General features: G+C 63.3%; 21 protein-coding genes, 2 tRNA genes and 1 pseudogene. 8 read left to right on the top strand and 16 right to left on the bottom strand.

The window, feature by feature from the left end; translation table 11 throughout:
- Nucleotides 1-259 precede the first annotated feature (259 nt).
- The 5 genes and pseudogenes from FHS50_RS06100 to FHS50_RS06120 all read right to left on the bottom strand — a co-directional run bounded on the left by FHS50_RS06100 (nt 260) and on the right by FHS50_RS06120 (nt 5,324).
- Nucleotides 260-1,876 carry a putative bifunctional diguanylate cyclase/phosphodiesterase gene (locus FHS50_RS06100; protein WP_183933455.1) on the bottom strand — a complete coding sequence of 539 codons (1,617 nt, stop codon included), beginning with the start codon at nt 1,874-1,876 and terminating at the stop codon, nt 260-262.
- 61 nt (nt 1,877-1,937) lie between these two features.
- Nucleotides 1,938-2,023: transfer RNA gene (locus FHS50_RS06105), tRNA-Leu, on the bottom strand.
- Between the two features lie 44 nt (nt 2,024-2,067).
- Nucleotides 2,068-2,367: an integration host factor subunit beta gene (locus FHS50_RS06110; protein WP_183933456.1), complete on the bottom strand. Its 300-nt coding sequence runs from the start codon at nt 2,365-2,367 to the stop codon at nt 2,068-2,070.
- 417 nt (nt 2,368-2,784) lie between these two features.
- Nucleotides 2,785-4,470: pseudogene (rpsA, locus tag FHS50_RS06115) on the bottom strand (30S ribosomal protein S1); the annotation flags it as partial.
- A 191-nt stretch (nt 4,471-4,661) separates the two neighbouring features.
- Nucleotides 4,662-5,324 (bottom strand): (d)CMP kinase, encoded by a 663-nt coding sequence (locus tag FHS50_RS06120; RefSeq protein WP_183933458.1) that lies wholly within the window; start codon nt 5,322-5,324, stop codon nt 4,662-4,664.
- Between the two features lie 95 nt (nt 5,325-5,419).
- Here FHS50_RS06120 and FHS50_RS06125 point away from each other — a divergent pair, with 95 nt between their 5' ends.
- Both FHS50_RS06125 and FHS50_RS06130 read left to right on the top strand, forming a co-directional pair.
- Nucleotides 5,420-5,737, top strand: coding sequence for an FYDLN acid domain-containing protein (locus tag FHS50_RS06125; RefSeq protein ID WP_183933459.1), 318 nt, complete (start codon nt 5,420-5,422; stop codon nt 5,735-5,737).
- 71 nt (nt 5,738-5,808) lie between these two features.
- Nucleotides 5,809-5,884 (top strand) — tRNA-Ala (locus FHS50_RS06130).
- 158 nt (nt 5,885-6,042) lie between these two features.
- On the opposite strand, the gene FHS50_RS06135 is transcribed toward FHS50_RS06130, so the two are convergent.
- Both FHS50_RS06135 and FHS50_RS06140 read right to left on the bottom strand, forming a co-directional pair.
- The gene (locus FHS50_RS06135; RefSeq protein ID WP_183933460.1) at nt 6,043-6,201 is read right to left on the bottom strand and encodes a Flp family type IVb pilin; all 159 of its coding nucleotides are present in this window, start codon (nt 6,199-6,201) and stop codon (nt 6,043-6,045) included.
- 172 nt (nt 6,202-6,373) lie between these two features.
- Nucleotides 6,374-8,377, bottom strand: coding sequence for a transglycosylase domain-containing protein (locus tag FHS50_RS06140; protein WP_183933461.1), 2,004 nt, complete (start codon nt 8,375-8,377; stop codon nt 6,374-6,376).
- A gap of 129 nt (nt 8,378-8,506) precedes the next feature.
- Here FHS50_RS06140 and FHS50_RS06145 point away from each other — a divergent pair, with 129 nt between their 5' ends.
- From FHS50_RS06145 to FHS50_RS06160, 4 genes are all read left to right on the top strand, one after another.
- Entirely contained in the window at nt 8,507-9,994 is a 1,488-nt protein-coding gene (locus FHS50_RS06145) for an ABC transporter substrate-binding protein (protein WP_183933462.1), read from the top strand.
- Complete coding sequence (locus tag FHS50_RS06150; protein WP_183933463.1) at nt 9,991-10,386, top strand: DUF4112 domain-containing protein; 396 nt, start codon at nt 9,991-9,993, stop codon at nt 10,384-10,386. Before FHS50_RS06145 ends, FHS50_RS06150 begins: the two co-directional genes overlap by 4 nt.
- 160 nt (nt 10,387-10,546) lie before the next feature.
- Nucleotides 10,547-11,098 (top strand): L,D-transpeptidase family protein, encoded by a 552-nt coding sequence (locus FHS50_RS06155; protein WP_246332972.1) that lies wholly within the window; start codon nt 10,547-10,549, stop codon nt 11,096-11,098.
- A gap of 99 nt (nt 11,099-11,197) precedes the next feature.
- Nucleotides 11,198-12,928 carry a DEAD/DEAH box helicase gene (locus FHS50_RS06160; protein WP_183933464.1) on the top strand — a complete coding sequence of 577 codons (1,731 nt, stop codon included), beginning with the start codon at nt 11,198-11,200 and terminating at the stop codon, nt 12,926-12,928.
- Nucleotides 12,929-12,949: 21 nt separating this feature from the next.
- Here FHS50_RS06160 and nadA read toward each other — a convergent pair whose 3' ends face one another.
- The 9 genes from nadA to FHS50_RS06205 form a co-directional block, all read right to left on the bottom strand.
- The gene (nadA, locus tag FHS50_RS06165) at nt 12,950-13,945 is read right to left on the bottom strand and encodes a quinolinate synthase NadA (protein ID WP_183933465.1); all 996 of its coding nucleotides are present in this window, start codon (nt 13,943-13,945) and stop codon (nt 12,950-12,952) included.
- Nucleotides 13,946-14,008: 63 nt separating this feature from the next.
- Nucleotides 14,009-14,899: an MBL fold metallo-hydrolase gene (locus FHS50_RS06170; RefSeq protein WP_183933466.1), complete on the bottom strand. Its 891-nt coding sequence runs from the start codon at nt 14,897-14,899 to the stop codon at nt 14,009-14,011.
- Between the two features lie 24 nt (nt 14,900-14,923).
- Nucleotides 14,924-16,498, bottom strand: coding sequence for a M56 family metallopeptidase (locus tag FHS50_RS06175; RefSeq protein ID WP_183933467.1), 1,575 nt, complete (start codon nt 16,496-16,498; stop codon nt 14,924-14,926).
- Nucleotides 16,495-16,866 carry a BlaI/MecI/CopY family transcriptional regulator gene (locus FHS50_RS06180; protein ID WP_183933468.1) on the bottom strand — a complete coding sequence of 124 codons (372 nt, stop codon included), beginning with the start codon at nt 16,864-16,866 and terminating at the stop codon, nt 16,495-16,497. The genes FHS50_RS06175 and FHS50_RS06180 overlap by 4 nt, the downstream gene beginning before the upstream one ends.
- An 88-nt stretch (nt 16,867-16,954) precedes the next feature.
- Nucleotides 16,955-17,443 (bottom strand): hypothetical protein, encoded by a 489-nt coding sequence (locus FHS50_RS06185; protein WP_183933469.1) that lies wholly within the window; start codon nt 17,441-17,443, stop codon nt 16,955-16,957.
- Nucleotides 17,444-17,760: 317 nt separating this feature from the next.
- Complete coding sequence (gene grxD / locus FHS50_RS06190) at nt 17,761-18,078, bottom strand: Grx4 family monothiol glutaredoxin (protein WP_183933470.1); 318 nt, start codon at nt 18,076-18,078, stop codon at nt 17,761-17,763.
- An 18-nt stretch (nt 18,079-18,096) separates the two neighbouring features.
- Complete coding sequence (locus FHS50_RS06195) at nt 18,097-18,339, bottom strand: BolA family protein (RefSeq protein WP_183933471.1); 243 nt, start codon at nt 18,337-18,339, stop codon at nt 18,097-18,099.
- A gap of 4 nt (nt 18,340-18,343) precedes the next feature.
- Nucleotides 18,344-18,670: a DUF1476 domain-containing protein gene (locus FHS50_RS06200; RefSeq protein ID WP_183933472.1), complete on the bottom strand. Its 327-nt coding sequence runs from the start codon at nt 18,668-18,670 to the stop codon at nt 18,344-18,346.
- Nucleotides 18,671-18,734: 64 nt separating this feature from the next.
- Nucleotides 18,735-20,006, bottom strand: coding sequence for a L,D-transpeptidase family protein (locus FHS50_RS06205; RefSeq protein ID WP_183933473.1), 1,272 nt, complete (start codon nt 20,004-20,006; stop codon nt 18,735-18,737).
- A gap of 295 nt (nt 20,007-20,301) precedes the next feature.
- Between FHS50_RS06205 and FHS50_RS06210 the strand changes: the two genes are divergently transcribed.
- Nucleotides 20,302-21,132 carry an outer membrane protein gene (locus tag FHS50_RS06210; RefSeq protein ID WP_183933474.1) on the top strand — a complete coding sequence of 277 codons (831 nt, stop codon included), beginning with the start codon at nt 20,302-20,304 and terminating at the stop codon, nt 21,130-21,132.
- Nucleotides 21,133-21,385: 253 nt separating this feature from the next.
- Nucleotides 21,386-22,210 (top strand): outer membrane protein, encoded by an 825-nt coding sequence (locus FHS50_RS06215; RefSeq protein ID WP_183933475.1) that lies wholly within the window; start codon nt 21,386-21,388, stop codon nt 22,208-22,210.
- Nucleotides 22,211-22,213 lie beyond the last annotated feature (3 nt).

Here is a 22,213-nt window from a genome sequence, read left to right on the forward strand (position 1 = left end):
GCATCAGACTCATGAAAAGAAAACCGCCCGCAAAGGTGGTCATGAACAGACGGACATCATCGCCCGCCTCGCTTTTCCGGGCGCGGCGTTCGGACGCGGCGACAAAGGCAGCGCGGCACGCCTGCCGAAGGCGGCGTACGAATAGGTCGAAAGAGCGGCGTGTCGCGAGTTCCATGGCAAGGGCTTAACATTGCTTTTACCATGAAGGAACGGGCCGGGCCCGAGTTGGTGCCTCCTGTCCCGTATCAGGACATCGATGTCAGGCCGATGCGCTTTTGGCTGCCGGGGTCGAGACGTCCGGCGTGTCGCTGGTGCGCAGGAGCTGGTCGGCCTGATGGGCCGGAACCGGCTTGCCGAAGAACCAGCCCTGGCCAAGCGTGCAGCCGAGAGTGCTGACCTTCTCATGCGTCTCGGCATTTTCGATGCCTTCGACCGTCACGGGGATCTTGATCGCCTCGGCGAGCGTGGTGACCGCGCGCACGATTGCCTCGGCTTCGCGATCCTCGTGAATGGTGCGCACGAAGGTGCGATCCATCTTGATCGAATTGAACGGCAGTTCACGAAGGTGCGACAGCGACGAGAAACCGGTCCCGAAATCGTCGAGCGCGAGGCGGATGCCCTGGTTCTTGAGGCTGTTGACGATCGCCCGCGCCATTTCGAGATCGGAGAAAAGCGAGCTTTCGGTGATTTCCACCGTGAGGCGGTTGGCGGGAAAACCGGTTTCGGTGAGGATGCGTACGAGTTTCTGCGCGATCCAGCTGTCGGCGAGCTGGCTCGGTGAGATGTTGATCGACAGCTGGATGTCGCTCGGCCAGTCGGCGGCATGCGAAAGCGCCTGGCGGAAGATTTCCTCCGACAGCTGGTCGATGAGGCCATGCTCTTCGGCGACCGGAATGAAACGGCCGGGCTGGACCACGCCCGAAATGGGATGATGCCAGCGCGCCAGCACCTCGAAGCCGCGAATCTGCCCCGTCTTGAGATCCACCTGCGGCTCGAAATAGGGCAGGAACTGGCCATGTCCGAGGCCCGCGCGGATGCCCTGCTCGATCTCGTTATGGACGAACAGTTCGCGCTCCATCGCATCGTTGAACCAGACGGGGCGCGCCATTCGGCCCTGCCGTCCATGCGCCTGGGCGATATCGGCGCGGCGCAGGAGATCGCGCACGCCCACCTCTTCGGGGCCCGCCGCTGCGATGCCGATGAACGCCCCGACATTGACGAGGGTCTTGTCGATCATGATCGGGGCGGTCGCAACGCCCAGCATCGCCCCCGCAAGCGCATTGGCTTCCTCGCGGCCGTCAGCCTGGATTGTCGAGATGACGGCAAATTCATCACCGCTGATACGTGCCAAGGCCCGTTCGGGCCCGACCGTGTCGGACAATGAGGTGGCGATCCGCCGCAACAGTTCGTCGCCAACGTCGAAGCCATGCCGGTCGTTGACCTGCTTGAAACGGTTGAGCTGCATCGAGATGACCGCGAGTTGCAGCCCCTCGTTCATCGCCGTTTCGCGCAGCAATTCGGCGCGCTCGGAAAATCCGCGCCGGTTGAGAAGCCCGGTCATGCCGTCGGTCGAGGCCATAATCGCGGCCCGCTCCTCGCTTTCGGCACGCTTGGCGATTTCCTGCTGGAGATCGACATAATAACGCCAGCCGAACAGGATCAGCGCGACATTGAGCGTCAATGTCGTCGAGGAAATCTGGAGTTCGCCCGTGAAACCGCCCTCGGCACGGCTGAGATAGCCGAAGAAATAGCTCCCGTTCCACATCAGCAGTGCAACCGCACTGACGAGAATGCCCAGCACGAACATGTCGCGCGGCACACGCCCCGTGCGGGGCACCTTCGCATTGAGCGAAGATAGAAGCTTCTTCCTGGTCACCCCCGCGGGGCTAATGCAAAATGTTTAATTAATTATCCACAGTTGCTGCTCTTCAGCAGGCTGGTGCGGACGGCGGGACTTGAACCCGCACTTCCTTTCGGAAAGCCGATTTTAAGTCGGCAGCGTCTACCATTCCGCCACGTCCGCTTGCAGCCTCTCGCCAGCAGAGCCAGCCAAAGAAGGCGCGGCGCTTAATCGTCGTTCGCGCTCGCGCCGAGATTTAACCGCTCGCGCATTTCCTTGCCCGGCTTGAAATAGGGCACGCGCTTGGCCGCAACGTCGACCGGCTCGCCCGTGCGCGGGTTGCGACCGACGCGCGCATCGCGCTGACGGGTGGAGAAGGCCCCGAAACCGCGCAGCTCCACGCGGCCGCCTTCGGCGAGTTGATCGGTGATGCTGTCGAACAGGGCGCTGACGACGCCTTCGACCTCACGCTGGGTGAGATCGGGAAAATCATGGCAAATCTTCTGCACCAGTTCGGAACGGATCATCGGGCCCCCCGGGGAATTCTCTTGCAAAAAAACGGCCTGTCGAAGCGGCCGGAACTAAGGTCTAGGATTGTCAGGAAAAAATGGGCGGCGCAACCCCATTGGGGCAGGCTTTTTCGACCAGCGGCGGCATTTTTCCATCCCGGGCCGCTCCAAAGGAAAAGGGGCGGCGTACCTTCGCACGCCGCCCCACTTTTTCAGACCGGAACCGATCGCTTATTCGGCGTCGTCGGCCTTTTCCTTCTTGGTCGTCTTCTTGGCAGCAGCTTTCTTGGGCTTTTCCTCGCCCTCGTTGGCCTTGTCCGCCTTCTTGGCAGCTGCCTTCTTCGGCTTTTCCTCGCCTTCGTCGGCCGTGTCGGCCTTCTTGGCGGCAGCCTTCTTGGCCGGCTTCTTGGCTTCGGTCGAAGCTTCATCGCCGCCCTTCTGCTTCAGGGCTTCACCAAGGATGTCGCCGAGCGAAGCGCCCGAGTCCGACGAACCATATTGCGCAACGGCCTGCTTCTCTTCGGAGATCTGCAGCGCCTTGATCGAGAAGTTCGGCTTCTTCGACCGGTCGAAACCGGTGACCATGGCATCGAACTTCTGGCCGACCTGGAAGCGCTCCGGACGCTGCTCGTCGCGGTCGCGGCCGAGGTCCGAACGGCGGATGAAGCCGATCGGGCCATCTTCGCCGGCCTGCACTTCGAGACCGCCGTCGCGCACGTCGAGGACGTTGACGGTGGCGATGTCGCCCTTCTTGACACTCGAACCGTCGGCGGTGACGCCGCCGCGCTCGAGCTGCTTCATGCCGAGGCTGATGCGTTCCTTCTCGACATCGACGTCGAGGACCACAGCCTTGACCTGCTCACCCTTGTGGTGAAGGCCAAGCGCTTCCTCGCCCGACACGCCCCAAGCGATATCCGACATGTGAACCATGCCGTCGACATCGCCCGGAAGGCCGATGAACAGGCCGAATTCGGTGGCGTTCTTGACTTCGCCTTCGACTTCGGTGCCGACCGGGAACTTCTCCGCAAAGTCGCTCCAGGGGTTCGACTGGGCCTGCTTGAGGCCAAGCGAGATGCGACGCTTTTCCTCGTCGACCTCGAGAACCTTCACGTCGACTTCCTGGCTGGTCGAGACGATCTTGCCCGGGTGGACGTTCTTCTTGGTCCAGCTCATTTCCGAAACATGGACGAGGCCTTCGATGCCCGGTTCCAGTTCGACGAAGGCACCATATTCGGTGATGTTCGTCACGCGGCCCTTGAACAGGCCATCGACCGGATATTTGGCGACCGCGCCTTCCCAGGGATCGGCTTCCAGCTGCTTCATGCCGAGGCTGATGCGCTGGGTCTCGCGGTTGATGCGGATGATCTGCACCTTCACCTTGTCGCCGATGTTGAGGACTTCGGACGGGTGGCCGACGCGCTTGTAGCTGATGTCGGTGACGTGCAGCAGACCGTCGATGCCGCCGAGGTCGACGAAGGCACCATAGTCGGTGATGTTCTTGACCACGCCTTCGATGACCTGGCCTTCATGCAGCGACTGGATGAGGTCGCTGCGCTGTTCGGCGCGGGTTTCCTCGAGGATGGCGCGGCGCGACACGACGATGTTGCCGCGGCGGCGATCCATCTTGAGGATCTGGAACGGCTGGGGGATGTCCATCAGCGGGGTGACATCGCGCACCGGGCGAATGTCCACCTGGCTGCCCGGCAGGAAGGCCACGGCGCCGCCGAGATCGACGGTGAAGCCGCCCTTCACGCGGCCGAAGATCGTGCCTTCGACGCGGGCATCGCCTTCGAATTCCTTTTCGAGCGTGTCCCAGGCGGCTTCACGGCGCGCACGGTCGCGCGACAGCATGGCTTCGCCCTGGGCATTTTCGACGCGGTCGACATAGACTTCGACTTCGTCGCCGACGCTGAGATCGGCCTTCTGGCCCGGCGCCGCGAATTCACGCAGCGGCACGCGGCCTTCGGATTTCAGGCCAACATCGATGACCGCGAGGTCGTTTTCGATGCCGGTGACCTTGCCGGTGACGACCTTGCCTTCAAAGCCTTCGTCTTCACCACCAAGTTTTTCATTGAGAAGTTCCGCGAACTCGTCGCGGGTAGGAAATGCCGTATCGGCCATAAAAATATGTCTTTCGTCTCTAGGTTCGGCCGCCGGTGCTTCACCATGAAGCGCCTTCCGCAAGCGGTCTTGGTCAAACCCTGATTGCGAGGACGGGCCCATCCCGCCATCGCATCCCCGGTTGCGAAAGGTCGTGGAAGTGAAAACAAGCGAAAAAGCGCGTCAGGGCCGGAGCGAACTCCTTGAAAACCCTACGCGCTCGCCTGGAGACGGGCTTCCACGAGCGCGATCGCCCGTTGGACAGCGCGCTCTATAGAGAGATCGGACGTGTCCAGCAAGTCCGCATCCTCGGCCTTCAGGAGAGGCGCCGCGGCCCGGTCCGCATCGCGCGCATCGCGTGCCACGATGTCGGCCAGCACCTCCTCATAATGCACCTCGACGCCGCGTGCCCCCAATTCCTTGAAGCGGCGCATCGCGCGGACGTCGGGGCTGGCCGTGACGAACAGCTTGGCCCGCGCTTCGGGAGCGATCACCGTCCCGATGTCGCGCCCGTCTAGGACTGCCCCGCCATCCTGCGCGGCAAAGGCGCGCTGGCGCTCGAAAAGGGCCTTTCGGACCGCCGGATAGGCCGACACCCGGCTGGCCAGTTCCCCCACGGTTTCGCTGCGCAATTCCTCGTCGTCGGGATCGATCTTGTCGATTTCGCCCGCGGCACGGACCGCTTCGAAGGGATTGCCGGCATCTCCGCCGAAGCGCCACAGCGAGAGGGCGACCGAGCGGTAGAGAAGCCCCGTGTCCATGTGCGGAAGGTCGAAATGGCGCGCCAGCGCCTTGGCGATCGTGCCCTTGCCGCTGGCGGCGGGACCGTCGACGGCGATCACGAGCGGTGCGGAAGACTGGGATGGGGATGACATGGGCCAATGCTTTGACAGCGCCCCCGCCCTATGGCAAGGCGCGCGCCGATTGGCGGTAATCCATTTATCGCATAACCCAGACAAGGACGATGTTCATGGTCAAACCCGAATGGGGTTCGAAGCGGACCTGCCCCAAATGTTCGACCCGCTTTTACGATCTCGGCAAGGAAGATCCGGTGACCTGCATTGAATGCGGCGAAGCATGGATTCCGGAGCCGGTGCTCAAGTCGAAGCAGCCGATGCCCTTCGAATCGGATGACGACAAGAAGAAGAAGGACGACGATCTCGCGGCCGACGATCTCGACGTCGATGAGGACGATGAGCCCAGCGCCGATGATGAAGTCGACCTCGACACCGGCGATGACGACCTCAAGGTTGCCAAGACCAGCGACGAGGATGACGACGAAAATTGATTTCGATGCGCCGGTCGTGAAATTTTCCGTTTGCAAGCACCGGAATATTTCCTAAAGGGCGCCTCGACCGTGGGGCCGTAGCTCAGCTGGGAGAGCGCTACAATGGCATTGTAGAGGTCAGGGGTTCGATCCCCCTCGGCTCCACCATTCACCAAAAAGGGCGCCGCTTCTTCTCGGAAGCGGCGCACTTTTTCGTTTCCGGTTCATGCGCCCGTCTGGCAGGCATGCCGCCTGTCTCTGGCGCACAAAAGAAGACGGCGCCGCCCGGGGGCGACGCCGTCCTTGGTCCTTCGTGTTCGAACGACTTAGAGTTCGTTCGAAACGTCAGTGAAGGTCGCGCTGAGCGAGTCACCGATGCCCTGCATCGCGCCGATAGCGGCAACGGCGATCAGAGCGGCAATCAGGCCGTATTCAATCGCGGTGGCACCTTCAGTGTTCTTAATCAGCTTAACAAACTTCGCCATGACTGGTCTCCTTTGGCTCCACAAATTCGCGGGGGTTGGCCCCGTGATCCCGACGAGAGTTTCCCCGCGTTGGATGCTTCCAGATACGCGCCAAGGAGTTGATAAAGTTTTAAAGCGACCGGTATTTTCGCGTTAACCACGAAAAATTTTTCGAGAACCGAATCCGGCTTGCCTAGAGCCCCAGGAAGATCTTTTCAATCTCCCGCGCAATCCGGCCGAGTGGACTGGACCGATGCTCTTCGATCGGCGCGGGCAGGACGGGCGGCGGCGGCGGCGGTGCGGGTCGGAAATCGCGAGGCAGTCGCGGTCCGCGCGAGCCATCGACCTGCAGGGCCGCCTGCATGAAATTACGGAACACGCGCGCGGGCGCGTCCCCGCCCGACATGCGACCGAGCGATTCATTGTCGTCATGGCCGACCCACACGCCGACCACGAGATTGCCCGCGAAACCGATGAACACCGCGTCGCGATTTTCCTGCGTCGTGCCGGTCTTGCCGAAGGTGGGAACGCGCAAGGCCGCACGGCGTCCGGTACCATGGTTGGCCGCTGCATAGAGAAGGTCGAGCATCGGCTCCCACTCCTCATGGGGATGCATCCGCGCCTGGCGATGGAGCATCCGGCCGCTCGCGGCGGCCGCGGCCGGGGTTTCGGCCTGAAGCGCGGCGGCTTCGACCGGGTAGCTTCCCGAGTAGATGGCTGCATAGGCGGCAGTCATTTCGAGAAGACTGATCCCCGCGGTCCCCAGGGCGAGGCTGGGGCTGTCGTTCAACTTTGACGTAATACCCAGTTCGCGCGCGGTACGGATGATACGGTCACGTCCGACCTCCTGCGCGAGACGCACCGTTGCGGCGTTGGACGAGCGGGCGAAGGCTTCGCGCAGGCTGATTGGCCCGCGATAACGCCCGTCGCTGTTCGAAGGGGTCCACCCATCGATGCTGATCGGCGAATCGTCGATCATGTCGTCGGGCGACCACCCCGAACGCAGCGCCGCGAGATAGACGAGTGCCTTGAAGGCGCTGCCCGGCTGGCGCTTGGCCTGCGTCGCGCGGTTGAAGGGCGATTTCTTGTAGCTGCGGCCGCCGACCATCGCGACCACTTCACCCGTGGGGCGCATCGCGACGAAGGCGATCTGCGCATCGCCGATCGGCGCGTTGATCACGCTTCGCACCGCGATCCTTTGCAGCCGCGAATCGAGCGTGGTGGGCACGCGGACCAATCCATAGTCGGGCGTCAGCGCGCGCGCCGCGCGCTTGGCGGCCCAATCCGCGAAATAGGTCCCGCTAGGCAGGCTCGCCCCCTGCCCTGTCGGCCTTGCGGGTCGGACCGCCGCGGCTTCGTCAGGCGTGATGATCTGTTCGTCGACCATCGCGTCCACCACCAGCTCGGCCCGCTCCCGCGCACCGGAAAGGTCGCGTGTGGGCGCAAGCCGCGAAGGCGCCTTGACGATGCCCGCCAGCATCGCGGCCTGGCCGATGGAAAGCTCTTCGGGTTCCGATCCGAAATAATGGCGGGACGCTGCACGCAGGCCGTAGACGCCGTCGCCGAAATAGATGGACGAAAGATAGCGCGACAGGATCTCGTCCTTGCTCAGCCATGCTTCGAGCCAGAGCGCGATGATCGCTTCCTGCGCCTTGCGCTCGATCGACCGTTCGGCGGAAAGAAAGCTTGTCTTGGCAAGTTGCTGGGTGATGGTCGATCCGCCTTGGGTCACCCCGCCTGCCTTGGCATTGGCGACCGCCGCGCGACCGATGCCATAGGGATCGATGCCCCAATGGTCGCGGAAGCGACGATCCTCGATGGCGATGAACGCCCCTGTCACATGGTCCGGAAGGCTGGCGGCATCGACCGGCTCGTCCTTGATTGCCCCGCGCCGGGCGATCGGCTGGCCATCGGCGCTCACGAACAGCATCGCGGGATCGTCGAGCGGCTCGAGCGCGCGGCCGAGCGGAGCAGTCACGATCAGCCAGATGAGCGTCGCGAGAAAAAGAAGCGAGACGATACCGAATCCCCAGCGCCACCAGTGGCGCCGCGAGGAAGTTTGCGGCGGCGGCGTGTCGCCGCCGTCAGCGCCGGGCGCAGGTCCGCTGTCACCCGCGCCCTGCCATTCGCCGTCATATTCGGGAAGGTGCCAGGGCGGAGGCGCGTCATTTTCCTTCCGGTTGAAGAAAAATCCCATCGCGCGCCTGTGCTCCTGTCCTTGTTGCCGGGTCAAGCTGGCATTGGCCAACCGTTTTATATATGTAATACAGTTCGGCCAATAATCCACCCCCCTTGCTGAATGACCATTGAAGAGTAGGTAGGATAGATGCTCCGCACGCCCACGAAGTTCCTTCTGCCTATCCTGGCCCTGTCGCTCGCATCGTGCGGCGACGACAATCCGGGCGAGACGCATATCGCGCTGATCGACGAGCGGGCCGAGTTGACCGATCCCGCTACCGGGCGAGCGGACCGTGGCGACGAATATCTGTTGGGCGCACTGGCGCAGGGACTGGTGCGCTTCGATGCGCGTGGCCAGATCGAGGGCGCGCTGGCCGAGCGTTGGCATGTGTCCGACGATGGTCGCAGCTATATTTTCCGGCTGGCCTCGGGTAGCTGGCCCGACGGCGAACCGATCGAGGCCGATGACGTGGCCCGCGCGCTGCGTCGCCAGATCGCAGCGCGGCGCAATCCGCTCCACGACACGATGGGCGTCGTCGAGGATGTGGTCGCGATGACCGACCGGGTGATCGAGCTGAGGCTCTCCTCCCCCCGCCCCGACCTTCTATCGCTTCTCGCCCAGCCCGAAATGGCGATCCTCAAGGGCGAGGTTGGCGCCGGCCCTTTCCTTCTTTCGGAAGCTGACGACGATGCCAATGCGCTTCATCTCAGCCGCCTCGTCCCCAATCGGCGCACCGACGAAATGCGCGAGGAAATGCTGCACCTGACCGCCGCGAGCGCGCAGCGCGCCGTCGGGCTGTTCTCGGCGGGAAGCGTCGAGCTGGTGCTGGGCGGGACCTTCACTGACCTTCCGCTGGCACGAGGCGCCGATCTCAGCCGCGGCGAGTTGCGCTTCGATCCGGTGCTTGGCCTGTTCGGCCTGCTCCCGCGCCGCGAAAAGGGACCTCTGGCCGATCCCTCGATACGGTCGATCCTATCGCGCGCGATCGATCGCGAGGCCTTTCTCGCCGATCTCGCGGTGCCCGGATTGGTGCCAAGAGCGCGCATCCTGCAGGCGGGTCTCGATATCGAACAGGCGGCCCAGCCCCCGGCTTGGCTCGAACTGCCGCTGACCGAACGGCAGGACATGCTGGCGCGCAATCTGCGCAGCCTTGTCGATGATGATGCGCAATCGGAAGGCGGGCCGGTCCTGCAGGTCGCGCTGCACCTGCCCGATGGCCCGGGCGGCGACATGCTTTTCAATCGCCTCAGCACCGATTGGGGCCGTATCGGCGTCGAGGCGCGCCGCGTCGAGGACCGGGCCGATGCCGATTTCACGCTCATCGACCAGGTCGCGCCCTCACGTTCAGGCGAATGGTTCATCCGCTTCTTCCGCTGCGGTTCGGTGCGCCTTTGCAGCAAGGACGCCGACGCGCTCATGGACGATGCCCGCGCCGCTCCCACCGTGGAGGAGCGGCACGATCTCCTGACCCGTGCGGCGATGATGCTCGACGAGGCCGAACTGTTCATCCCCATCGCAGCGCCGGTTCGCTGGGCGCTTGTGGGGCCTTATGTGACGGGCTTTTCGCCCAATAGCCTTGCCCGCCATCCGCTGATGGGGCTCAAGGGACCGCTCAGCCCGGAGAATGCCCCGTGACCGATGATTCCGCCCCCCGACCCGGCGCCTTTTCCGGCCGCACCGATCCCGCCGCGATCCGCCGCCGCGTCGAAGCGCTCGAAAAACTGCTCGAACGGCTGGTCGTCGTGCCGGGTATCAACCAGCCCCTCGGCCTGGACGCGATCCTCAGCCTCATTCCGGGGGTCGGCACGCTCTCGGCCACCGCGCTCGGCAGCTATATCATCTGGGAAGCGCGAAACCTCGGCCTCAGCAAGTGGCAAATGGCGCGGATGAGCCTCAACACCGGCTTCGACATGCTATTGGGCGCGATACCCGTAATCGGGGTGGTTCCCGACTTCTTCTTCCGCTCGAACAGCCGCAATCTGCGCATCATCCGCAAGCATCTCGACCGCCACCATCCCGCGCCATGACGAGCAAGAAAATCCCGCCTTTCGGTGCCTTTCGGCGCGTAAGCATCCGTTAAGGCAAAGCGACATATCCGCACGATTAATGCGACGGAAGTCAGGAACCCGACTCGCAGCCAGGCCGTTGTAAAGGCAAAGCGAATTTAGATTTGGAAAGACCGTTCCCATGAAGATGCTAGCCCTTGCGCTGGCAGCGGGCGCGCTCACCCTGACCGCCCCCGCCAGTGCTCTCACCGGAGCCAACACGATTGAAACCCCCGAGGCCAAGGCCGCGTCGGCGGAATTGGCACAGGACGCCTATGCCGATTTCGTGAAGAAGTTCGACCGCACCTCGCTCAAGCCCAACCAATATGTCTGGAACGACAAGGGCGCGAAGGGCGAGCCGCGGATCGTGGTGTCGCTCGAAAAGCAGATGGCCTTTGCCTATCGCGGCGACACGCTCGTCGGTGCCGCATCGGTTTCGACCGCCAAGGAAGGCAAGATCACGCCGACCGGGATCTTCCCTGTCTGGCTGAAGAAGCCGATGCATTATTCGAAGAAGTATGACAACGCGCCGATGCCCTACATGCAGATGATCGACCAATATGGCATCGCGCTGCATGCCGGCCATAACCCCGGCTATCCGGCGAGCGCAGGCTGCATTCGCCTGCCCAAGGATTTCGCCAAGAACATCTATGCGATGACCAATATCGGCACCACCGTTCACATCGGTGCCTGATCCGTTGCTCCCGAAACGCTCCCGGATTCAGGTCCGGGAGCGTTTTGTTTTGCGATTCTGCTTGTGAAAACACTCACTTGCGACCATGGGGGCGCCCTCATGAAAATTCCTCACCTCCCAGCGCTTCTGTCCGAAGCCCTCTCCGCGCGCGGCTATGACGCGCTGACCCCCGTCCAGGCTGCGGTGACCCGCCCCGAGGCGCGGGGTCGCGATCTCATCGTTTCGGCGCAGACCGGTTCGGGCAAGACCGTCGCTTTCGGCCTCGCCATGGCGGACCAATTGCTCGGCGAGCATGACCGGCTGCCGCGGCCCGGCGCGCCGGTCGCGCTCGTCATCGCACCGACCCGCGAACTCGCGCTGCAGGTCAGCCGCGAATTGTCGTGGCTTTATGAAAAGGCCGGGGCGGCAGTGGCAACCTGCGTCGGCGGCATGGATCCCTCCCGCGAGCGGCGCAACCTGCGGCACGGCGCGCATATCGTCGTCGGCACGCCCGGGCGCCTGCGCGACCATCTCGAACGCGGCGCGCTTGACCTGTCGGCGCTCAAGGTCGCGGTGCTCGACGAAGCTGACGAGATGCTCGACATGGGTTTTCGCGAGGACTTGGAAGAAATCCTCGACGCGACGCCCGACCAGCGCCTCACCTATCTCTTCTCGGCGACCTTGCCCCGCCCGATCGTGGCGCTGGCCAAGCGCTACCAGAAGGACGCGATGCGCATCTCGACCATCGGCGAGGACCGGGGCCATGGCGACATCGAATATCAGTGCGTCACCGTCTCGCCCGCCGAAATCGAGCATGCGGTCGTCAATCTCCTCCGTTTCCACGAAGCCGAGACCGCGATCCTTTTCTGCGCGACGCGCGAAAATGTCCGGCATCTGCACGCCATCCTCGTCGAGCGGGGCTTTTCGGCAGTGGCAATCTCGGGCGAACATTCGCAGTCGGAGCGCAACCATGCGATGCAGGCGCTCCGCGACCGCCGGGCTCGCGTGTGCGTGGCGACCGACGTAGCCGCGCGCGGCATCGATTTGCCGAGCCTCAGCCTCGTCATCCATGTCGAATTGCCCCGTGATGCCGAGGTGCTGCAGCATCGTTCGGGCCGCACGGGCCGCGCCGGGAAAAAGGGCACTGCGATCCTGATCGTCCCCTATCCGCGCCGCCGCCGCGTCGATTCCATGCTGCGCGCCGCCAAGATCCCCGCCAAGTGGATCGAGCCCCCCTCGGCGGAGATGATCAAGGAGCGCGACCGCGAGCGTCTTCTCGAGAAACTGGCGGAGCCGGTCGAGGCATCCGACGCCGATCGCGAAATGGCCAAGGCGCTCCTTGAAAAACAGTCGGCAGAGGAAATCGCTCTATCGCTGATTGCCGCACATCGCTCGAAACTGCCTGCGCCCGAGGAACTGCTGGGTGGCCGCAAGGGCGACCAGCCTCCCGAGAAGAAGCGGCGCGAGGGCTTCGACGATTGCGTCTGGTTCAGGATGAACATCGGTCGCCGGCAGAATGCCGATCCGCGCTGGCTTCTCCCCCTCATCTGCCGTCGCGGTCATGTCACCAAGAATGAGATCGGTGCGATCCGCATCGCTCCCAACGAGACCTATTTCCAGATCCCGGTGGCGATCGCCGACCGCTTTGCCGAAGCGCTCCAGCGCACCGGACGCAAGGGCGGAGAGGATGATGCGGGCGTGGTGATCGAACCCGCGCCGCATGGCAGTTCGCCGAGCCCGCACCAGCCTGCGCATCGCGGGCAGATCAAGCCCGTGCACCGTGCCAACAAGGGGCGGCCCGGCGGAAAGCCGCACCGCAAGGGAAGCCCGAAGAAGCATCGCGGGCGCTAGGCCCGCGCGCTTCGCGCCGGATCAGCGCATCTGGGGCTGGCCGACGTCGCCTTGGCCGACCGTGCGGCCCGCCATGTCGAGCATGCGCTCGAGGGGCTTGCGCGCGGCGTCCATCAGCTCCTCGGACATTTCGATCCGCGGTTCGAGGTCACGCAGCGCGACATAGAGCTTCTCGAGTGTGTTGAGCGCCATGTAGGGGCACATGTTGCAATTGCAGTTCCCGTCGCCGCCGGGTGCACCGATGAAGGTCTTCTCGGGCGCGGCCTTTTCCATCTGGTGGATGATGTGCGGCTCGGTGGCGATGATGATCACCTCCGAAGGGTTGGTCTTGGCAAAATGAAGAATCGAACTGGTCGAGCCGACATGATCGGCATGATCGATAATGTGCGGCGGGCATTCGGGATGCGCGGCGACCGGCGCATCGGGATGCTCGGCCTTGAGCTTCAACAATTCGGTTTCGCTGAACGCCTGGTGGACGATGCAGATACCCGGCCAGAGCAGCATGTCGCGTCCCGACTTGCGCGAGAGATAGCCGCCGAGATGGCGATCGGGCCCGAAGATGATCTTCTGGTCCTTGGGAATCTGGTCGAGGATGACCTGCGCCGAGGATGAGGTGACGATGATGTCCGACAGGGCTTTCACTTCGGCCGAACAATTGATGTAGGTCAGCGCGATATGGTCGGGATGCGCATCGCGAAAGGCCTTGAACTGGTCGGGCGGGCAGCTGTCCTCGAGGCTGCATCCGGCATCCATGTCGGGAAGGATGACGATTTTCTCGGGCGAGAGGATCTTGGCCGTCTCCGCCATGAAGCGCACGCCGCAAAAGGCAATCACCTCGGCATCGGTCGCCGCGGCCTTGCGCGAAAGATCGAGGCTGTCCCCGACGAAATCGGCGAGGTCCTGGATTTCGGGTTTCTGGTAATAATGGGCAAGGATCACCGCATTCCGCTCTTCCTTGAGCCGCTGGATTTCAGCCAGCAACTCTTCCCCCTGGGGCGGGCGTTGGGGTGCGTTCACGAATGATCCTCCACTGTGGTTACGCGGGCTATATGGCTATCGCAGGGCCGCTTGACCAGAGGGTCAGGCCGCTTCCCACTCCTCGCCGCTCTTTCTCACCATGCCCTTGCGCTCGAGAAAGACGAGATGGGCATGCACCGATCCTCCCGCCGCCGGGACCAGCCGCTCGTCGAGGCCGGGATAGCAATTGGCGACCAGCTCTTCGATCGACCGATCGCCTGCCTTGAGCCGGTTGACGATCTGCCGTTCGCGCTGGAGGCGATGCCCGATCATGTGCCGGACGAGGCGCTGGGGCTTCTCGATGGCGGGGCCATGGGCGGGATAATAGACCTGGTCGTCGCGCTGGCGCAGCTTTTCCAGGCTGGCCATATAATCTTCCATGTCCCCGTCGGGCGGCACGACCACCGTGGTGGACCAGCCCATCACATGATCTCCGGTAAGCAGGGCCCCGTCGGCGGCATAGCAAAGATGGTTCGACGTGTGGCCGGGAGTGGCGACCGCCACCATCTCGACCGACCCGGCGCGCAGGCTCTCGCCATCCTCGAGGATGCGGTCGGGGGCATAATCGCTGTCGAAGGACGCATCGGCGCGCGGTCCCGTCGCCTCGATCGACAGTGGCGCGCAGCCGATGATGGGTGCGCCGAGCCGCTCCTTGAGCGGGCGCGATGCCGGGCTGTGGTCGCGGTGCGTGTGGGTGCAACTGATCGCCACCAGTTCGCGCTTTCCGATTGCCTCGACGATCGCATCGACATGCTCGTCCATGTCGGGGCCGGGGTCGACGACGATCACCGCATCCTTGTCACCGACCAGATAGGTCTGCGTTCCACTATAGGTATAGGGGGAAGGATTGCGGGCGAGCAGGCGCGCGATCCCGGGGCGCAGCGCTTCCAGCGATGAATAAGGGGCATCCACGGCCTCTCCCTGCCATGGACGCCCCTGCCACGCAAAGGCCATTTGGCCGATTGCGCCGCTTCGAGCCTATTGCTGGCGGGCGCGCTCCATCTTCTCGATCGAGTGGCGAAGGCCCGCTTCGGCAGCATCGAGACTGGTTTCGACGACATCCAGATCGACCGACTTCATCGCGTCGTCGATGATCTTGTCCATGTCCATGCCGTCGAGCGCGTCCTGCGCGGTGCGCAGCGACATGATGATCATCTTGGGATCCTTGCCGTTAGCCCGCAGCTTGTCTGCATCGCGCTCGACGATGCGAATTTCCTTCTCGATTTCCTGCCGCGCTTCGTCGAGGTCACGGCGCGCCTTCACCCTGTCGATCTGGACCTGGCGCATCGATTCGCGCATTTCCCGGCGCATCTCGCCCCGCTCCGACCGCATTTCCGCGAGCGCCTTGCGCATTTCTGCGAGGCCGCGGTCGAACTCCTCACGCTGCTCGGGGGTCATTTCGCTATATTTCATGCGCTTTCCATCCACGACGAAATGGCGCTCGATCTTGTGATCGTGGGAATGCGCCTCGGGGGCCGGTGCAGGCTCGGGAGCAACCGGTGCCACGGGCTGCACGGCGACCGCGGGAACCACCGGTGCGGCAGGCGCAACGCTGGCAGCGGCGGGAAGCGCGGCGCGCTCGACCGGGGTCGGCGCCACCGGCACGTCGATGAAGGATACCGCCTTGGTCGCGGTCAGCGGCAAGGCCAAGCCCAGCGCGCCGAGGACGATCAGGCGTCCCGCGAGGCGCTGCCCCGTCGAATGATGGTTCATCATGCTTTTCAATCTCCGTTTGAGGGTATCAGGACGATCGAGCGCGCTGGCGAACAGCAGCGCCCGGCCCGAAGCGGCCTTGGCAATGGCCCGACCATAGGACGCGCGGTCCTCGGAGGGCCCAGGCCCCGTCTTTTCCAGTACCCGGGCATCGCACGCGGCTTCCTGGTCGAAGCGGAAAGCGGCGTAGGAAATCCAGGCAAGCGGATTGAACCACTGGAGAGAGAGAAAGACGAAAGCGAACATGTTGACATGAAGATCGCCCGACCGGTGGTGAGCGAGTTCATGGGCAAGCGCCAAACGGCGCTCGCGCGGAGTGAAATCGGCGGTAAAGCCGGGGGGAACGGCAATCACCCGGTCGATGATACCAAAGGCAAGCGGTCCTTGCGCGGCATCGCTGCGCACGATCCGCACCCCGCCCACCCGGGCCAGCGTGCGCGAAGAAGCGAGAATCTCGCGACGCATCCGGTGGTAGGCGATCAGCCGGTTGGTGAAGAGTCCGAGCGCACCCGACACCCAGATCATCGCCAGCAGGACCGGCCAGCCACCGATACTATCTATGAGAGCGGGCTGGCCCGAACCTTGCGCGACCTGCGCGGCTACGATCGGGAGATATTGCGGAGCGACCGCTCCCGTGGCTTCGCTCGCGGCGGGCAGCATCGGCACCGTGCGCTCGACGGTTTCGGTAAGCGTGGGCATCAGCGCGCGCGCCGCCGGAATGGCCCAGAGCGCATAAGCCGCTCCCGCCCCGAAATGGCGGCGCACCGGTTCGCGAACCAGGAGGACGAGGATCATCAGCCCGCTGGTGGCGATGAGCGTATCGACCAGCCAGGCACTCATTTGCGGAGCTCCTTCAACAGCTGTTCGATTTCCTCCACATCCTCGGGAGAAAGCGCATCATCCTCGGCAAGGCGAGCGACCATCGGCGACAGGCGGCCGCCGAACATCCGGTCGACGAGCCGGCGCGACTCATGGCCGACGGCGGCGGCACGATCGACCGCGGCAGAATAGAGATAGCGACGCCCCTGCCGGCGATGGGTGACCGCGCCCTTGGCCGCGAGCCGCGACAGCATGGTCTTGACCGTCGCAAGGCTCCACTGGCGCTCTTCGGGCACCTTTACCGATACATCGGCGGCAGTCAGCGGTTCCGGCGACGCCCACAGCGCCTCCATGATTTCCCACTCGGCTTCGCTTACTCGCTTGTCCATCGGACCTCCCTTTTTCGATTACAGATGTAACCGAAACGATTACAGCTGTAAACAGAGAGTCCCGCCGTTGGTCGAAAAGAGCGGACCGTTAGCCGTCTTCGTCGGCGATCGTCCGGCTGATTTCCGCATCGAGGTCGGCAATGATCGCGGCGCGGCTTTCCTCGCTGATCTCTTCGGCCAGCGCGATCTTCTTCTTGGCGCTGATCAGCGTCTCGACCCAGGCATCGTCATTATCCTTGTCACCGCACAGCTTGATGCGGGTCTTGCGGACCTCGCCTGCCTCATTCTTGACCATCGCCTCGGTCTCGAAGCTGCGCCCGGCGCAGTCGGACATCATCCGGCGTGCCCGGGCTTCCATTGCGCCTTCCTTGGCGCCCTCGCCCTTCCGGATTTCCTTTTTGATGACGACATGCTTCTTGCCGTCCATTTCGCTTTCCTCGAGCGCGCCGAGCGGATCGTGGTCGCCTTTCGAGACGATCTCGACCTCTTCGACTTCCTTGACCACTTCCTTGTCCTGGGCGGCGAGCGGCATGGCCATAGCGGCCGATGCCAGGCATGCGAAAATCATCGTCTTCATAAGGGTCCCTCGTGCTCTTCCTGTCCTTCGAGGAGCAACCTAGACCCGCGAGCCCGCGAATCCAAATGGCTCGCGACGGCTAGTGCGGCAAATCTGTCGGGATTTTTTACGGGTAGGCGCGCAGCCTGCTCGATCCCAAACTTATTTAGCGCAGTTTTTCGGGGTTTTTCAAAATTGGCACGGGGTGTGCAATGTATTGGCTGTCCACACACTGGTTCCACAAACCAGCAAAAAGGACGGTGAAGCAATTTTCTGGTCTTGCTTCACCGTCCTTTTTCTTTTTCCGGCAATGTCGCGGGCTCGTCAGCCCCTCGCCGTCAGGCTTTCTCGACCGACAACAGCGCCTGCAGTTCGCCGCTTTCAAACATTTCCATCATGATGTCCGATCCGCCGACGAATTCGCCCTTCACGTAAAGCTGGGGGATGGTCGGCCAGTCCGAATATTCCTTGATGCCCTGACGGATTTCCTGGTCCTGCAGCACGTCGACGGTTTCGAATTCGACATTGCTACGGTCGAGGATCGCCACCGCGCGGCTCGAAAAGCCGCACTGGGGGAAAAGCTTCGACCCCTTCATGAAAAGGACGACATCATTGTCCTTCACCAACTGGTCGATCCGTTCCTTCACATCGCTCATAATCATTCCTTGCCGGGGCTATTGGCCCTCGTCTCTGGTTTTCGTGGTCAGCTGCAAAGCGTGCAGCTCGCCCCCCATGCGTCCCCCGAGCGCGGCATAGACTTTCTGGTGCTGGCGCACGCGGGGCATTCCCTTGAAGCTGTCGCTGACGACGACCGCCGCCCAATGGTCATTGTCGCCGGCAAGATCGGTCATCTCGACTTCGGCGTCGGGAATCGCGGCCTTGATGAGGGCGATGATATCGTCGGCGGCCATCGGCATGGGATCAGTCCATGCTCTCGATGAAGTGGCGGCGTGCTTCGACGGCCTTGTGCTCGAGCGCTTCGCGGATATCGGCATCCTCGATCTCGACACCCGCCGAGGTCAGGTCGCCGAGCACCTTGCGAATGACGTCTTCGTCGCCCGCTTCCTCGAAGTCGGCGCGCACCACGTCCTTGGCATAGGCCTCGGCTTCGACGTCCGACAGGCCCATCTTCTCGGCCGCCCACATGCCCAGCAGCCGGTTGCGCCGGGCCGTGATCTTGAACTGCATTTCCTCGTCGCGCGCGAACTTGGTCTCGAATGCGCGCTCCCGCTCGTCAAACTGTGCCATCAGGCTCCCTTCCCTTACGTCAGGAGCGAGATAGGGCGCGGGAGCGCCGTTCGCAATGGATGATCTAGCGCACCGTCGGCGCGGGCGCCCCTTGAGTCGCAGGCTGCGCGGCAGGCTGCGGCGCGGTCGCGGCCTGCACGCCCACCCCCGCACGCTGGTTCAGCGCGGCGACCTGCGCCAGCGTCTGCGCGTCGCGCCGGTAGATGTCCTTGGCGAACACCAGCTGGCCGTCCATCGCATGCGCGGTCAGATAGGAAACGAACACCGGCACCGGCTCGGGAATCACGAGATGCTTCTCGGTCTCGGCAACCTGCGGCACGCCCTGGCCCTTCCAGAGCCAACGCGCAAAGCGGAAGGCGTCCTCGAGACGGATGCAGCCGTTCGACAGGTCGCGCTCGGTATAGCCGAAATATTCCTTCTTGGGCGTGTCGTGCAGATAGATGCCCTCGGGATTGGCGAAGTTGAACTTGATGTCGCCCATCGAGTTGCTTTCGCTCGGAAGCTGGCGAACCGCGAGGTTGCCGGTCTTCTTCACTTCCTTCCAATTGACCGTCGAGGGGTCGATCACCGGCGCATTCTCGCTCAGCGAGGCGAGCACTTCATATCCATTGCGCTCGAGATAGCGCACGCCTTCGCGAAGGACGCCATCGGCCAGATAGCCGCGCACCAGGTGCTTGGGCACGTGCCAATAGGGATTGTGCGTCGAATAATAGATGACGCTCGAGATCTCGGGCGTGTGCAGATAGGGATCCTCGGCCTTGCCGACGACTACCTTCATATGGTCGACGACATGGCCATTCTCGACCATCCACAGCCGCTGGGTCGCGCTGTCGACCAGAACGAAGCGACCGCGATCGGGGAAGGCCCGCGCGCGGTTGAGGCTGGCGATCACCTTGTTCTTCGCATCGGCGTCGAGTTCGGCGCCAAGCGCCGCTTCCTTGAGAGCGGCATAGATCGGATTGATTCGCGTCGTGCGTTTCACCAGTGCTTCGAGCGAGGGAACCGCATGTCCGTTGCGCAAAATGACGCTACGGGAAAGGCGCGGCGGACGCGCCCAGTCGTCGCCATATAGCACGGAAGACACAGGTGCCTGTAAAAATTCCGCATAATCGAGGAAGGCATCGGTCAGATAACGGTTGGCATTTGCCGCCGCTACGGAATTGGCGAGTGATGCCTGCGCCAGAGCCGCCCGGGCCTGCGCGGCCATCACCGGACCCTGGGTAAAGCCTTCGATATGCGCCTTTTCCAGCAATGCGATCAAATGGTTAGCCGCGGCCAACCCATCGGCGTCACTGGTCCAGTCGAGCACTTCGGCATTGACTGGCGCGGGTGCCATCGAAGGCAGGGTGGACATTTGCGGCGGCGCAGCCTGCTGCGCGGCGGCAGGTACCATCGGAAGACCGACGGCGGCGATAAGCGAAAAAATCCGGTGACTGATCTTCATAACAATGCTTAGATAAGGGCAGCCGCTGGAAAGGACAAAGGAAGATTTCATACATGCGCCGAAACGAATGCGGGTATGTGTGGTAAAAAAACAACGGCAATTCCGCCAGAATCTGCTATGTCCGCGGCCAGGGAACCCGTTCGCCTCCGTTTGGTTGGGGGTGGACCTAATGAAGAGGGGTAAGAGTATGCAAAAAGCATTGATTGCAGCGCTCGCTACCACGACCGTGCTTGCCACGCCTGCTGTCGCTCGCGACAACACGTGGTACGTCGGTCTTGATGGCGGCGTGATGGTGGTCGAAGACACGAACTTCGACGTCGTCGACGGTCTTGACGTCTACAGCGACGGCATGATCCTCGATTATGACACGGGCGCGGATTTCGATCTCAAGGCCGGTTACGATTTCGGTGCCGTTCGCGGTGAACTGGAACTGGGTTACAAGGAAGCCGACAATAGCTTCGTGAACCTCGACCTTCCGGAGAGCTTTACTCGTTTCGGCATTCTGCAGGCCAATGGCGACATGTCGATGCTGTCGGCCATGGTCAACGTCCTGCTCGACTTCGGTGAAGATGACGGTTGGAACGCTTCGCTCGGTGGCGGTATCGGCATGGCCCGTATCAGCCATGACGTTGCGCTGACCCAGGACTTCGCATTCGACGAAGACGATGGTGCCTTCGCCTGGCAGGTTCTCGCTGAAGTCCGCAAGGCCGTCAGCCCGAACCTCGACGTCGGCGTGAAGTACCGCTTCTTCAACACCTCCGACTTCGATTACGACCTCGGTGGTGTTGCTCTGGCCGGCGACGGCATGCGTTCGCACAGCCTGCTGGGCAGTCTGGTGTACAACTTCGCTGCACCGCCGCCCCCGCCGCCTCCCCCGCCGCCCCCGCCGCCTCCGCCGCCGCCGCCGGCGACGCAGACGTGCCCGGACGGTTCGGTGATCCTGGCGAGCGAGCAGTGCCCGCCGCCGCCGCCGCCGCCGCCGCCGCCGCCCCCGCCGCCTGTCGAAGAGCGCGGTTAAGCGGACGGTCCGGTAACGGACGTCAAAACAGGAAAGGGTCGGTCTTCGGACCGGCCCTTTTTTGTGTCCGCGGCAAGCCCGCGGGCCGAGGCTTTGGAGCCACAGTCGGCAAAAGACTGGTCGAATAATGCGATGAATCGACGCTGTTCGCGGGTGAGACGAAAATTAACCAAGATCAGTTTGCAACCAATCAGGCGATGGCGGGTTGCCGAGGGGGAGTACAACGAAGACTCTGGTTAGAGGGGTTAAGCTTATGAAGAAGGTCTTACTGGCCGCTTTGGCAACGACGACCGTTCTCGCCTCGCCCGCACAGGCGCGCGACGGGAGCTGGTACATCGGTGTCGATGGCGGCGTGATGCAGGTCGAGGATCTCGACATCGATGTCGATGATGGCACGGCCATTACGTCCAACGGCGTCGTTTTCGACTATGAACGGGGTGCCGATTTCGATCTGCGCACCGGTTACGACTTCGGTCCGGTCCGCGGCGAAATCGAACTTGGCTACAAGAAGGCCGATACCGATGCCGCCGAATATTCGCTGGCAGTTGCCGATTTCACCTCGGGTCCGGTCAATGGCGACATGACCACCCTGTCGGCGATGGCGAACCTGCTGCTCGATTTTGGCAATGACGATGGTTGGAGCGCCTCGATCGGTGGCGGTGCCGGCTATGCCCGCGTCAGCCATGACGTGGCCCTGGCCCAGGACACGGCCTTCGATGAGGACGATGGCGCTTTCGCCTGGCAGATCCTCGCTGAAGTCCGGAAGGCCGTCAGCCCCAATCTCGACGTCGGCGTGAAGTATCGTTTCTTCAACACCGCCGATTTCGAATATGACGTGGGTGGCACGCGCCTCGACGCGCAGGGCCTGCGCTCGCACAGCTTGCTGGGCAGCCTGGTCTACAACTTCGCGGCTCCGCCGCCTCCCCCGCCGCCTCCGCCTCCGCCCCCGCCGCCTCCGCCGCCTCCGGCGACGCAGACGTGCCCGGACGGGTCGGTGATCCTGGCGAGCGAGATGTGCCCGCCGCCTCCACCGCCCCCGCCGCCGCCGCCCCCGCCGCCTGTTGAGGAACGCGGCTAAGCG

The sequence above is a fragment of the Sphingomicrobium lutaoense genome (assembly GCF_014195685.1).
Classification (GTDB): domain Bacteria; phylum Pseudomonadota; class Alphaproteobacteria; order Sphingomonadales; family Sphingomonadaceae; genus Sphingomicrobium; species Sphingomicrobium lutaoense.